The 14,142-nt window shown below is 41.6% G+C and carries 11 protein-coding genes; all 11 read right to left on the bottom strand.

Going from position 1 to position 14,142, the window contains the following annotated elements:
- Positions 1-13: 13 nt before the first annotated feature.
- Genes G589_RS0110285 through G589_RS0110235 form a run of 11 tightly spaced genes read right to left on the bottom strand, consistent with a single transcriptional unit; the run spans position 14 to position 14,142 of the window.
- A complete protein-coding gene (locus G589_RS0110285) occupies positions 14-2,479 on the bottom strand; it encodes a homocysteine S-methyltransferase family protein (protein ID WP_026522080.1) in 2,466 nt (821 codons plus the stop codon).
- Complete coding sequence (locus G589_RS0110280; protein ID WP_026522079.1) at positions 2,466-3,551, bottom strand: acyltransferase family protein; 1,086 nt, start codon at positions 3,549-3,551, stop codon at positions 2,466-2,468. Before G589_RS0110280 ends, G589_RS0110285 begins: the two co-directional genes overlap by 14 nt.
- Positions 3,552-3,581: 30 nt before the next feature.
- Positions 3,582-4,109: a hypothetical protein gene (locus G589_RS0110275; RefSeq protein ID WP_155832526.1), complete on the bottom strand. Its 528-nt coding sequence runs from the start codon at positions 4,107-4,109 to the stop codon at positions 3,582-3,584.
- Between the two features lie 22 nt (positions 4,110-4,131).
- Positions 4,132-4,557, bottom strand: a complete 426-nt coding sequence (gene atpC / locus G589_RS0110270; RefSeq protein WP_035775836.1) for an ATP synthase F1 subunit epsilon — start codon at positions 4,555-4,557, stop codon at positions 4,132-4,134.
- A gap of 2 nt (positions 4,558-4,559) precedes the next feature.
- Positions 4,560-5,951, bottom strand: a complete 1,392-nt coding sequence (gene atpD, locus G589_RS0110265) for a F0F1 ATP synthase subunit beta (RefSeq protein WP_026522076.1) — start codon at positions 5,949-5,951, stop codon at positions 4,560-4,562.
- Positions 5,938-6,861 (bottom strand): ATP synthase F1 subunit gamma, encoded by a 924-nt coding sequence (gene atpG / locus G589_RS19585; protein WP_035775834.1) that lies wholly within the window; start codon positions 6,859-6,861, stop codon positions 5,938-5,940. Before atpG ends, atpD begins: the two co-directional genes overlap by 14 nt.
- Before the next feature lies 1 nt (position 6,862).
- A complete protein-coding gene (gene atpA, locus G589_RS0110255) occupies positions 6,863-8,599 on the bottom strand; it encodes a F0F1 ATP synthase subunit alpha (protein WP_242826440.1) in 1,737 nt (578 codons plus the stop codon).
- Positions 8,592-9,083 carry an ATP synthase F0 subunit B gene (locus tag G589_RS0110250; RefSeq protein WP_022767052.1) on the bottom strand — a complete coding sequence of 164 codons (492 nt, stop codon included), beginning with the start codon at positions 9,081-9,083 and terminating at the stop codon, positions 8,592-8,594. Before G589_RS0110250 ends, atpA begins: the two co-directional genes overlap by 8 nt.
- 25 nt (positions 9,084-9,108) lie before the next feature.
- Positions 9,109-9,327, bottom strand: coding sequence for an ATP synthase F0 subunit C (gene atpE, locus G589_RS0110245; RefSeq protein WP_022765699.1), 219 nt, complete (start codon positions 9,325-9,327; stop codon positions 9,109-9,111).
- A 16-nt stretch (positions 9,328-9,343) separates the two neighbouring features.
- Positions 9,344-10,018 (bottom strand): F0F1 ATP synthase subunit A, encoded by a 675-nt coding sequence (locus tag G589_RS0110240; protein WP_242826443.1) that lies wholly within the window; start codon positions 10,016-10,018, stop codon positions 9,344-9,346.
- A 35-nt stretch (positions 10,019-10,053) separates the two neighbouring features.
- Positions 10,054-14,142, bottom strand: a complete 4,089-nt coding sequence (locus G589_RS0110235) for a hypothetical protein (protein WP_026522073.1) — start codon at positions 14,140-14,142, stop codon at positions 10,054-10,056.

The following is a 14,142-nucleotide window of genomic DNA, read 5'->3' as shown; positions in this document are numbered from 1 at the left end:
TCCTCCGTTCTTATTAAGCAATGCTTAATATCGTTCTTACTACCTTAACAGCATCGGCTGCATCGGATGAATAGCCGTCTGCGCCGATCTCAAATGCATAGTCTTCAGTAACAACCGCTCCACCGATTATTATCTTGGACTTTATCTTTTCTTTCCTTGCCAGCTCAACCACGTTCTTCATTTCCTTCATGGTCGTAGTCATAAGTGCAGAAAGAGCTATAACACTGGCGTCGTTTTCTTTAGCGGCTTTGATTATTTCTTCTTTTGGCACATCCTTTCCAAGGTCAATAACGTTGAAACCGTAGTTTTTAAGCATCAGTGCCACAAGGTTTTTACCTATATCATGGATGTCTCCATGCACAGTAGCAATTATTATTGTCGGGAGTTTTTTAGAATCGTCTGCTCCTTCGGCAAGGAGTGGCTCAAGGTATCCAATAGACATCTTCATTGCCTCAGCACCTGCTATGAGCTGTGGCAGGAAGTATTTCCCCTTATCAAAATATTCCCCAACTTCATTAATCGCCGGCATGAGAGCTTCATCCAGGATCTGCTTGGGATTTACTCCCTCTTCAACGGCTTTCTGTGTGTTCTTAACGATGGTCCTCTTTGAACCTGTAAGAACATCCTTTTTTATTATATCAATATAGTTATCACCTTTAACAGAGTCGTTTTTAACTTCTTTACCTGTAATCTGGGCTTGGCCTTCAGTATTATACCGCTCCATTCTCTGAATATATCTTAGGTCAGCACCTTCTTTTTTCTTTAGAAGGTCTGATGCAAACGCAGCATTAACCAGCATTTCCTGCGACGGATTTGCAATTGCCATGGTCAGTCCTCTGGAAATAGCCATAGTGAGGAACGCAGTATTCACATTCATTCTCTGTGGCAATCCAAAAGAGATATTGGACAGTCCACAAATTGTTGCATAGCCTCTTTCATAGCAAAAACTAATGGTATCAAGTGTGTTAAGCGCAGCGTTTGGATCAGCTCCAACGGTCGCTACAAGTCCGTCAACAACAATATCTTCTATACCAAGCCCTAAATCATAGGCTTTTTTGCTAAGAGTAAGGATGTTGTCTTTCTTCTCATCAAGATCCTTTGGAAGACCCTCAGGGCTTAAAGGAAGGAGGACAAACATTGCTCCGTATTTTTTTGCAAGCGGGAGGAATTTCTCAGCCTTGCCCTTCTCAAGCGATATAGAATTAATGAGTGCTCTACCCGAATAAATACGAAGTGCAGCCTCCATAACCTCAGGGCTTGAAGTATCAATGCAAAGCGGAAGGTCTGTAATGCCTGAAACTTCTTCCATGACATTTAGCATCATTTGCTTCTCATCAATTCCACTCATTCCAACATTGATATCAAGAATTGACGCGCCTTCTTCTTCCTGATTTCTGGCAAACTCAGAGACCATATCAAGGTTTCCCTCTCGAAGTTCAGCCTGAAGCTTTTTCTTACCTGTGGGGTTTATTCTCTCACCGACGATCATGAACAGATCATCCATGCCAAAGGAAAGCGCTCTTCTCTCAGAAGAAAGATATCTTCTTCCACATATCTTTCTTGGCACAGGATTTCCATCTTCACCTGTTACTTTGGAAGGATTTAAGTCATTATATGTCTTTTTCAAAAGAGCTATAAACTCAGGCGTAGTACCACAGCATCCTCCAAGGATTGATGCTCCGCAGCCGATAAGTTTTTTCATCTCGCTGACAAAAACGTCGCTTTCCATATCGTAGATGGTATTGCCCTCCGGATCCACCTTTGGAAGTCCGGCGTTGGGCTTGGCAATTATCGGAATGCTTGTAACTGATGACATACTGCTGATGATATCCATCATCTTGTCAGGTCCTGTAGAACAGTTTGCACCTATTGCTGCTGCGCCTAGTGCCTCAAGACATATTGCAGATGCTGCCGGGTCGGAACCAAAAAGTGTTCTTCCGTCAGCTTCAAAAGTCATTGTGATTATCACCGCAAGATCAGAAACTTCCTTGGCAGCAATTAGAGCTGCTCTGCATTCCTGAAGACTCATCATTGTTTCAATTACAAGAAGATCAACACCTGCTTTATCCAGAATACGGATCTGCTCCTTATAAACTTCAATAAGTTCTTCAAAATCCAGATCTCCTACCGGCTTAAGCTGTCTTCCTGTCATGGTAAGATCACCTGCTATCAAGGTTTTATCACCTACAGCTTCTCTTGTGATGCTTACAAGATCAGTATTTATCTGAACTATATTCTCGGAAAGCCCGTACTCTTCAAGTTTTATCCTGTTACTGGTAAAGGTAGGCGCATATACAATATCAGAGCCTGCATCTGCATAAGCCTTTGACAATCTCTGCATTACGTCTTTATGCTCTAAAATCCACTTTTCAGGGCATACTCCCGCAGGCATTCCTGCTTTCATCAGATTGCTGCCTGTTGCGCCGTCAAGGAATACTATTCTTTCTTTGCAAAATTCAAGGAATTCATTTCTGTTCATTTACTTTTACCTTATTAATTAAAATAGGGATTACTCCAAAAACAAGAATTGCTATAACCATAACCAGAATTGGCTTCTGCGACATGGTATATGATGGTATTATGCCATTTTGAGATAATATATCAAGTGCCGAAATTATCATAACGTGATAAAAATAAATCAAGGAAGAAGCTCTTTTCCCAAGATAAGGCAGCACTTTTCCAGTGTTTATGCCGCATTCAGAAAGCATTAAAAGCGCGAATACTATAATGACTGAGCCTATATAGACTTCTTTTTTTCCAATCGTAAACTTTTCAATCATACTCAAAGCACACCCAAAAGCCAGTATCAATATATTCCTTGGCAAAAGAGCTTTTGCCCTTTCTTTATACTTCTCAGCCCCGAGGTCGTTTTTTCTCTTCTTTGCATTGTCGGTAAAAACAACACCTATGAGCACAAAGGGCATACCGACAAAAAGCCAGTTTCTAAGAATATACCAGGTTGATATGCTGATATCAAAAGGTCTTATCGGGTAAACAGTCTGCAAAAGCTCACCGAAAAACATCAGCCCCAAAAGAAGCACAATGAGCCATTTATACCATTTTCTAAGCACCGGTGCAAAGATGATTATCAGTACATAAACGTAGATCAAAGCAAAAAGAAACCAAAGATGATCAAAGACATAGGACTCATCATAGATATATCTTCCAGAATTAAACAAAAAGAAAGTCCTGGTTTCATAGGCGTTGAACTTGTCATGAAACCAATACCCAAAACTCCATCCTTTAAAATGAAAGAAACAAAGTGAATAGATCAAATAACAGGAATAGACAATTGCAGTCATTTTTAAAAGTTTGATCAGTCTGTTCTTTGTAAACTTCCTAATTTCTGCTGTATCACCGGCAAATGAGCCATCTCTTTTAACCAAAAGAAATCTTCCCGAGATTGCAAAAAAGAATGGAACTGCAAATCTTGAAAGTGCATAAATAACATCTCCAAAGGTACCTTCAAACGGAGCATGTATGGTTATAACAAAAAGACACGCTATGAACTTTATGGCATATATAAAACTGTTATCGTTTGATTTATCCATAGATTTCCTTGTATGCAAAACAAGCACTGATCATTCGCCATCAGTGCTTGAATCTATTGTTGAAAATTCGTAGGTACTCTGGGTTTCGACAGAAATGCCCTCGCCTTCAGGTACTTCTCCATGAAGAACCTGTAATATTACCTGGGCTCTGCTGTTGGCTCTCTCATAGTACTGCTGAGCCAGCATCTCCGAGTCAGAATCAAACTCGTTGTCATAAGCCATATGATAGAATTCATCGGCCTTCTGCATATAATCTGCAGCTTCTACAGATATGTCGGCTATTCCGGAAAATTCATCCGGAACAGGTGTCTCAGCCATAGTCTTATAGGTCAGGTTCATCTGATCCAAAAGATCAAGGAGCTGGATCTTAGCAGCTTCATCATCAGGATCTAAAGCATTTATCTCATTGTCATACCTGCTTAGATCACTGTAGAAGGTAGTCATGCTCTCTCTGTAAGCTTCGAGCCTCGGGTCTTCCTTCTTACCACAACCTGTTACAAGTAATCCCACTAAAACTATAGCAATTCCGCAAACATTTAATCTCGTATTATTAAACAATTATTTCCCACCAACTTTTCTTTTAATCTTTGTACTTAGAAGCCGCACTCAGCCTTGCCATAGCTCTGGCAAGTCCCGCCTGAGATTTCTTGAACTCTTTAATGGACTGCTTCTGATTCAGATGGTCCATTGCAAATTCATAGGCTTCCTGTGCTCGTCTCTTATCTATATCAGCCGGACTTTCTACGGTGTTAACCAGAACGATGCACTCATTGTCAACAGTATACTGCACCGAGCCGATACTAACAACACCATAAATCCAATCTCCCTTGGGAGTTTTTATCTTTATGACGCCGTCATAGATAGCGTAGATCATCTCCTCATGCCCAAAAAGCAGCGCCAATTCCCCATCATGGCAGGGCAAAATGACCTCAAGTGCCTGTCCGTCATAAAATATTCCATTGATTGAAATGACCTTAAGACCAAAGGTCTTTTTGTTTTCTTCCATAATCAGGCCTCGATATCCTTAGCTTTCTTAGCCACTTCATCAATAGTTCCAACATTGAAGAATGCTGCCTCCGGATATTTATCCATCTCTCCGCCTATGATATACATAAAGCCTTTGATGGTCTCTGAAAGAGGCACATACTTACCCTTAAGTCCGGTAAACTGCTCAGCTACATGGAAAGGCTGAGACAAAAATCTTTGAATCTTACGAGCTCTGTGTACTGTAGCCCTATCCTCTTCGGAAAGTTCCTCCATACCAAGGATTGCAATAATATCCTGAAGCTCTTTATACTTCTGCAAAATCTCCTGCACCTTCATGGCAGTTGAGTAATGAGCCTTTCCTACGATCGTCTCTTCAAGGATACGGCTTGATGATTCCAAAGGGTCAACAGCCGGATAAATACCCTGTTCTACGATCTTACGGGACAGAACCGTTGTTGCATCAAGATGTGCAAATGTTGTAGCAGGAGCAGGATCTGTAAGGTCATCTGCAGGAACATAAACTGCCTGAACAGAAGTAATTGATCCGTTTCTGGTTGATGTGATTCTCTCCTGAAGAGCTCCAAGGTCTGTTGCCAGGGTCGGCTGATAACCTACAGCTGATGGCATTCTTCCAAGAAGTGATGAAACTTCAGATCCCGCCTGAACAAATCTGAAAATATTATCGATGAAAAGAAGCACATCCTGATTCTTAACATCTCTGAAATATTCAGCCATTGTAAGTCCGGTCTCAGCAACTCTCATACGAGCTCCCGGAGGCTCATTCATCTGACCGAATACCAGTGCAGTTTTCTCTATAACCCCTGATTCTGTCATCTCAGTCCAGAGGTCGTTTCCTTCTCTTGAACGCTCTCCAACGCCGGTAAATATGGAATATCCGCCGTGCTCAGTGGCTATGTTCTGAATAAGTTCCTGAATAAGAACGGTCTTACCAACACCCGCTCCTCCGAAAAGACCTATTTTTCCGCCTTTTGCATATGGTGCAAGAAGGTCGATTACCTTTATTCCTGTCTCAAGGATCTCGACAACAGGGCTCTGGTCCTCAAGCTTTGGAGGTTTTCTGTGAATCTCCCATTTTTCACTTGATTCAACGCTCCCCTTTTTGTCGATGGCTTCGCCAAAGACATTAAATAGTCTGCCAAGTACCTGATCTCCGACAGGAACTTTAATTGGTCCGCCTTCAGATACAACTTCCATATCCTTTGAAAGGCCCTCACTTGGAGAAAGCATGATGCATCTGACTATATCTCCTCCGACATGCTGAGATACTTCCATTACTCTCTTTTCCCCATCCACTGTTACAGTCAGGGCATCTCTGATATATGGAAGCTGTGCATCATTAAATTGTACGTCTACTACAGGTCCCATGACCTGAACAATCTTACCGTTTTCCATGCTTCTTTATTTCCTTGCTGTGCTTAAGCGCTTTAGCTCCGCTGACAACCTCAGTGATCTCCTGTGTGATCATAGCCTGTCTCTGGCGGTTATAGCTCTTTTTCAGATCAACGATCATCATCTCTGCGTTCTTGTTGGCATTGTCCATGGCCATCATTCTGGACTGCTGAACGCTGCAGAAGGACTCGACCAGCGCTCCGTATATGTATCCTGTCACATAATTGGGAACAATATTGTCCAAAACAGCTGATGGCGATGGTTCCATTAGAAATTCTTCATACATGTTTCCACGAATCGGTACTTTTTTCCTCTTCAGCGCCGAAAGGAAATCAAGTGGCAAAATTCTTTCAATCCTTGCATCGCAGGTATTTCCTCTTATGGTCGTGAATATGATATAGAACTCATCAATCTTCCTGTTGTAGTAATAATCCATTATCTCAGCAGATATTTTTCGTGCTCTGTGAAGCGTCGGGTTCTGAGATGTGAAAGGGAAAAACTCCTCAATATCAATATTCTCAGCATTAAAATGATATCTACCGACTTCTCCTATCACGAAAAGCTTGTTTTCACCCTTATTTTTTGCAAGTGCATCTTCCGTAAGTTTTATAACATTATGGTTAAAAGCACCTGCCAGGCCCTTATCATCGGTAAAAACGAGATAACCACGTTTCTTTTTGTTCTCAGGTATATCATCTCTGAGCTCAAGAAAAATGTTCTTAGTTCCCTCAGGAAGGTTGTTAACAACTCTTTCGATCATATCCTTCGTTGCATAGAAGAAAGGCTCCGTGTCCGATAGCATCTTCTTTGCCTTTCGAAGCTTGGTCGAGGAGATCATATACATCGCATTTGTAATTTTCTTTGTGTCACTTACGCTTGCGATCCTTTCGCGGATCTCTTTTATATTAGCCAAATTACTGTACCTTTATATCTTCGTTAAATTCATCAATGAGGTCATATATCCTCTTCTTAAGTTCATCCGAGAGGTCTTTTGTCTTCTTGATCTCATTGCATACATCTTTGTGTTCGTTGTTGAAGAAGGTAATAAGCTTTTCCTTGTATTCGTTGACTTTCCTTACAGGAACATGGTCAATTCTCTTAGAGCCGGCTGCCAGAAGTATCAGTACCATCTCATGCATTGCAAGCGGATGCTCCAGGGGCTGCTTCAGAAGTTCCATCAGGACCTGTCCGTGATTAAGCTGTTTTTTGGTCACTTCATCAAGGTCTGATGAAAACTGTGTAAACACAGCCATTTCCCTATACTGCGCAAGATCTACTCTTATGCTTCCGGTAGCTTTTTTCATTGCCTTGGTCTGAGCTGCACTACCTACACGGGATACTGAAAGTCCTACATTAACCGCAGGTCTCATACCGGCAAAGAACAGGTCACTTTCAAGGAATATCTGACCATCAGTAATAGAGATAACGTTTGTTGGAATATACGCAGAAACATCTCCTGCCTGTGTCTCAATAATAGGAAGCGCTGTAATTGAGCCTCCTCCAAGATCATCTGAGAGTTTACTTGATCTCTCAAGAAGTCTTGAATGCAGGTAAAAGACATCTCCCGGATAAGCCTCACGTCCCGGTGGCCTCTCAAGAAGTAGTGATAATGCTCTGTATGCTACAGCGTGCTTGGAAAGATCGTCATAAACGATAAGCACGTCTTTTCCTTTGTACATGAAGTACTCAGCAAGTGCAGTTCCTGAATAAGGCGCAATATACTGAAGCGGAGCAGGATCAGATGCTGTAGAACTTACAACAATCGTATACTTCATCGCTCCGGTCTTTTTAAGAGTAGTTATGAGCTGAGCAACAGTTGAAGCCTTCTGACCTATAGCAACATAGATACAGATAACTCCCTTGCCCTTCTGGTTGATGATTGTATCAAGAGCAATTGAAGTCTTGCCGGTCTGTCTGTCGCCGATAATAAGCTCACGCTGTCCTCTTCCTATAGGGAACATGGTATCTATAGAAAGAATACCTGTGGCCATAGGCTCGTTGACGGACTGTCTTTCGACAATTCCCGGAGACCTCTCTTCAACGGCGCGATATCCGCTCTCTTTAATGTCTCCCTTACCATCAATAGGCGCACCAAGAGAATCAATTACTCTTCCGATGAAAGCTTCTCCAACAGGAACTCCTGCTTCTTTATAAGTACGAACAGCTCTGCTTCCCTGTCTTATGCTTCTTTCGTCGCCAAATAGGATACACCCGATATGATCATCTCTGATATCCTGGGCCATACCCTTGGTTCCGTCTTCAAATTCAATTATCTCTCCGTAGAAAGCGTGCTCAATTCCTTCGACATTGGCTATACCGTCACCTATCCAGGTAACAACGCCTACTTCCCTGCCCTTGATGGAAAGGTCAAAGTCTTCAACCTTCTGCTTGAGCATAGGAATGATGTCTTTTGAATGAATGCTTCCAAGTTCGGTCCGTAGCTGTCTGGCTCTGCCCTTGTCGCTCCAGTCGTACTCTAAGCCGCCACAGGAAACGATAAAGCCTCCGCCTACTTCAGGATCATTTATGACCTTAAGCTTAACATCGGGATTGCCCAGCTTGTCTGCTATGAGCTGCCTAATGCTATTAAGCTGTGACTCCGTCGGCGGAGTTGAGGCATAGCGCAGTGTAGCTTTAATCTTTTTATCCATTATTAGCCCTTGCCTCATTTATGAATTTATCGTAGAGCAAACTGTCATCCTCTGAGCTGTGCTTGGTAGCTGCAATCTTGGCAGCTGCATCGATAACCATATCCTTAAGCTCATCGGCATGAAGTTCTCTTTCCTTCTCAGCTTCTGCTCTGGCGTTTTGTCTTGCCTCTTTTACGATCTTGTCGCCGGTCTTTCTGGCATCCATAACGATTCTCTCGTACTCTTCATAGCCGAGCTTTTTGATATCTGAGAGAATCTGCTCTTTTTCCTCGTCGGCAAGCTCAATCTTCTTCTCATATTCTTTTTTGATGGCACGAGCCTCAGCAGTTGCCTTATCAGCAGCCACGGTAGCCTCGTCCACCTCTTCCTGTCTCTTTTTGATGATCTCATCGATCTTTCCGAACAGGAATTTCTTTACAAAGAATAAGAGTATAAGAATATTTATTACTGTGAATAATATGTTAATCAGGCTTATACTTAACACTTTGCTTCCCCTTTTCTTTCGGTGTTTATGAGAAAAGAATGATCATGATAGCTACAACGAAACCATAGATAGCTGTTGCCTCTGCAAGAGCACAACCAAGGATCAGAAGTCTCATGATCTTGCCGTCCGCTTCGGGCTGTCTTGCAACTGCATCAGTAGCCTTTGCTGTTGCAAGGCTGATGCCGATACCTGCTCCGATACCTGTGAATGCAGCGATTGCTGCGCCGATTGCTGTTAAACTCATTTCTTATGTCCTCCTTTTATTCAACTGCTTCCTTGATGTATAACGATGTCAAAAAACAAAATACATATGCCTGAATACAACCGTCGAATATATCAAAGTAAATACTAAGTGCTGCAGGCAGTATTATTGGTACTACATGTTTGATCAGCTCCATAATGACCGTGGCTCCAAGGATATTACCAAAGAGTCGCATGCACAGTGACAAAGGTCTTATAAATAGCTCTAAAACATTCATAAAGGTTATTACTGCCATGGGCTCTGTGAAGCTCTTCAGCCACTTTTTAGGACCTTTTTTAATGATTCCGGCCAGCTCAACAAGCACGATGCTCATAAGAGAAAGAGCCATTGTGACATTAAGGTCCATGGTTGGCGGAACAAGACCAATCAGTCCTATCATATTTGAGAAAGCAATGAAGATCAGTACCGTTACTATATATGGCGCATATCCAATGGCTTCCTCTCCAAGTAGCTCTCCAACTACACCTCTGATCCATAACACGGCAGATTCTACAGCTGCCTGTCTTCTTGATATATTGTGAACCTTAAGGTTACTTGTTAGTGCAACTATCAGTACGATCAAAATCGCAAGCACTATCCAGGACACCACAGTCGATTTGTAGATGTCAAAAAGTCCGTCCCCAAAAGGCACATGGATCAAGGTCTTGTCTGCCATAAGCAGCTCATTAAGCATTTCTTTCATGGAAACATCTCCCTGATTAAAAATGATTACTTTTTATTATTTTTACTGTTCTTATTATTCTTCTTGGCTCTGCGACGAAGCTTTCTGTACTTTTTACTGTCGAATTCCTTCTTTTCCGGAAGTTCTTCTCCTTTTTCCTTGGCAAGTTCTTCTTTGTACTCTGAAATTTCGTCGGTCAATTGCTCAAGTTCTGTCTGTTCTTTTATTTCAGCCGCAGTTTCTGTTATCTTATCTCGTACCATAGCTTGAAGTTCATCGGTATCATCAAAGAAAATGGTTTCTTTGTTCTCAATCTTATCAGATACTTTCATGACAAATCTTCCAAATATCTTAGGTACTTTTCCGCCATGTCTCTTAATAATATTAACTACAATGATTATTATAACAATAATCAGTACAAATGCTAAAAGAAATATAGCAATAATGATAAATCCGATATTTTGCGCATTGCTTACACCATAAGAAAGTGTATGGGTATTGCCTTCAAGCTCGTATGTCGAGTATGCTCCCATTTTTCCTGTAGGAGTAAGTTTGACCTTTGTATTCTCTGTTACTTCGTACAGAGCGTAATCAGTAGAACTTGCAAATTTGCCAAAGACCTCAAGGACCTGATTGTAGTCATTGTCAGGCTTAAAGCGTATCTGATGAACGTCCTGACCGTCATCCGGAATAGTCAGCTCAATAATTTCCATTTCATCAAGGCTGCTGTTTTTATTTTCTTCATTAAGAAGAACTGTTCTGGTAGCCTCTATCTTATCGTCTTCCTTGAAATTGCCGTCAACTAGCAGTATTGACTGATTCTTTTCGGCTGAATCTTCGATGGCAAGAGTTGTCCTGTAAAGTTTGTAAGTTGCTGTTGCAGTTACATCACAGACAAGTCTGTCTACTTCCGGTATATCCCAGTCTACATAATATCCTTCTTTCTCAGGTACAGATGGATATTCTTCAGGCTTTAAGCTCTCACCATACTTCTTGCTGAGCCTGTCTACCTGCTCACTTCCATCTTCAAGGTCCTCGTCTTCAAGAACAAAGTTTACTGTAATATTAGAGAATTCATGAGGAAGATCTCTGTACTTAACTTCCTCTGCAACTTCTTCATCAGTGCCGGTACTAAGAGGAACTACTTCAAGCTTTTCTTTGCTCTCTTCAGTTTCCTGCATGATTTCTTCAAAAACTTCATTTTTCTCAACGGCAGCATAACTGATAGGCTCAGCCTTAAGGGCATAGCTTACTCTGTCTATTCCCGCGAGGTCATCACTGACAAAGTAGTTGTTTCTGACTTCACCCTTTTCCGCAATGTGTCCGGAAATCGCACCATACCAGTTCTCTGCTCTGTTTACACTGACCAGAGTAAGGCAGTCCTTGATGTGCATTCCGTCACCGGTTATTCCACCGACATAGGTATTTCCGTCAAGTTCGCCCTTTGCATAGGACTCAACAATGTAAGATACAGAAGAACCTGCAACTCCGCCGACATAATTGCCGTCTGTTGATTCAATCTTTGCGTAGCTTCCGCAGTTAAGGATTGTACCCATTTCCTGAAGACCACAGATACCGCCTGCATAATCCTTCTGGCTCTCTATATTTCCGTAGTTTCTGTTATTTCTAAGAACACACTTGGTAATATAGGATGAATTGAGGTTAGCATCCTTTATACCTGTGATATCACCCTCTTTATCAAACTCGTACTCAATTGCCATGGTTCCCGCAATACCGGAGATATCGATATCACCTTCACATTTTCCGAAATTAAAGCAGGAATCAACTGTCGCATCCGTAGTATATGATGCTTCCTTGTAGGACTCATCTGAGTACATGGTTGTGTAGTCTTTATCAAGTACTCCGTCAAGAGCATCAGTATAAAGATTAAGAATATTGTTGAACTGATCGTTTACAGCCTGAAGGTCTCCGACCAAAACTCCGGTCGCATTATTCATCTCAGAGTTTAAAAGTCCAAAGTTATCGTTCATTGCAGCCATGTTATCTGCAAGGCTGTTGGTGTGAGCTCTGTATTCCTCATCAAGTCTGGGGAACCTGATGTCATCTCTTCCGGCAATGTTACTGAGAATTGACTTGGTCTGCTGACCTGCGGACTGAAGATTGGCTGAAGCAGCATCCAGATCATTTATAGCAGCCTGCGCATCTGCACGGGATGCATCCCTCATCTCACTGGCATGATTGGCATATATCTGAGCAAGTATCTGTGACTGAGTCTGAATATCATCACTGTAATTAGTTGAGCCGGATACAGGATTCCTGTAAAAGTGCTTTGCATAATCATTGGCCTCATCTTGAGCATATCTTGTAGCATCTGAAACAAGCGATGTATCATTTGTAGAGTTGGCTGCCGGAAACGATATGTTATCCTGATGCTTCCACGATCCGGGAGTAGCGGGACCATTATTGTTTTGTATATAATTTTTTACTTCATCATATTTATTTCCAAATGTTGATGGCCAGGTTGAATCATCTACATAAATATCATTTGAATTGTAATAACTAATATCTGAACTTTTTAGTCCAGCATCATCTTTATTATAATCAGAGTTAGCTTTATGGTTCTTTATATACAAATTGTAATGAACTTTATAGGAATTATTGTAATCCCTCTCATAAACCTCAGTTCCTGCAGCAATTGCGGACTTTGCTTTATCATACTGCTGTCTTTCATCCTCACTGGTAATATAATCTTCGATATTAAGATCTCCGACAGCCTTTCTTAGATTACTGTTGGCATTTTTTGCATTTCCTGCTGCACTTGAAAGATTGTCAATGGGACCTCCGCTTTTAGAAGATTCATCCATTACATACTCAACCCTTGAAAATGCCTCATTAGTAGCGCCGGAAATATCATTGGCATAGTCAATTGTGCCGTTTGCAATATACTTAGTATCCTGAACTGCCTGACCTGTAAACTTCTGAATGATAGCAAGTCGTGCAGACACAACATCAGACTGATTCTTGGTATCGGCAAGGGTTGCAGATACTGTGTCATGAAGCTGAGCTATAGCTTCAGAGAGCTGATATGCGATATCAGAAGCAAGATCTACCTGAATGTAGGGCTCTGCCTGACCTACAATACCACCTACATCTTTTCTTCCCTTTATCTTACCGTTATTTGAACAGCTATATAGATATCCGGACTGTCTTCCCGCAATGCCACCAACGTTATATCCAACGTGCTCGTATCCGATTTCTCCGTTGTTGATACATCTTGAAACGATACCTATTGAGAGGCCTACAATTCCGCCTGTATCAGATACCGTAACATCTGAACTTGCCTCGTCGTCTTCCTTATCGATTCCGTTCTTTATGAGGGAAAGAACCTTATTAAGGCTTTCCATGGAATCAACTGTTATCTCAGTATCTGTATTTGTTGTATTTACCATGGCTTCATTTCTGCAGTTTGCGATATTACCCATGTTTTCACCGCAGATTCCGCCTGTAAAATGGACACCACTGATAAAGCCTTCAGAAGTACAAAATGACACATTTCCTGAAAGCTGATTCATACCGACGATTCCGCCGACATAATCGTTACCTTTTACAACTCCCTTAAATGAGCAGTCCTTGATAAGACCATAGTTTTCACCTGCAATACCACCGATGATAACAGGACTTCCTGTAGGGATTACAGAACCTGAAACGTTAAGATTCTGAATTACAGCACTTTTCTCAACATGAATAAATAGTCCAACGTAGGACTGACCTTTTGAAATGTTTATCTCAGAGATTGTGTGTCCCTGTCCGTCAAAGACTCCACCAAAGTCAGGGATTCCGTAGAACTCCTTACCAACAAGAGAAATATCCGATGTAAGGAGAATTTCTTTGTTATCTGACCAGGTGTTTAATTTACAGTTATCTACAAACTCTAAGAATTCATCAACGTTAGATATCTTAATGGTCTCAATTTCTACAGGAACAGCTGCAGCAATGTCATCTTCAATATCCGCATCAACATCGACTTCATTTTCGGCAGCTCTCTCCTGAGTTCCGGTAGTTATAACATTTTCCTGCGATGCATCTTTTTCCGGCTCATTTTCAGCAAAGCTGATAAGACCAGATGTTGTAAAGAGCGTAATAGCCATTAAAGAAGCTAAGATCTTTTTTCTCAT

The organism is Butyrivibrio sp. VCB2001 (assembly GCF_000423965.1).
GTDB lineage: Bacteria > Bacillota > Clostridia > Lachnospirales > Lachnospiraceae > Butyrivibrio.
The sequence above is the reverse complement of the archived record's forward strand: the minus strand, read 5'-3'. Positions and strand labels throughout refer to the sequence as shown.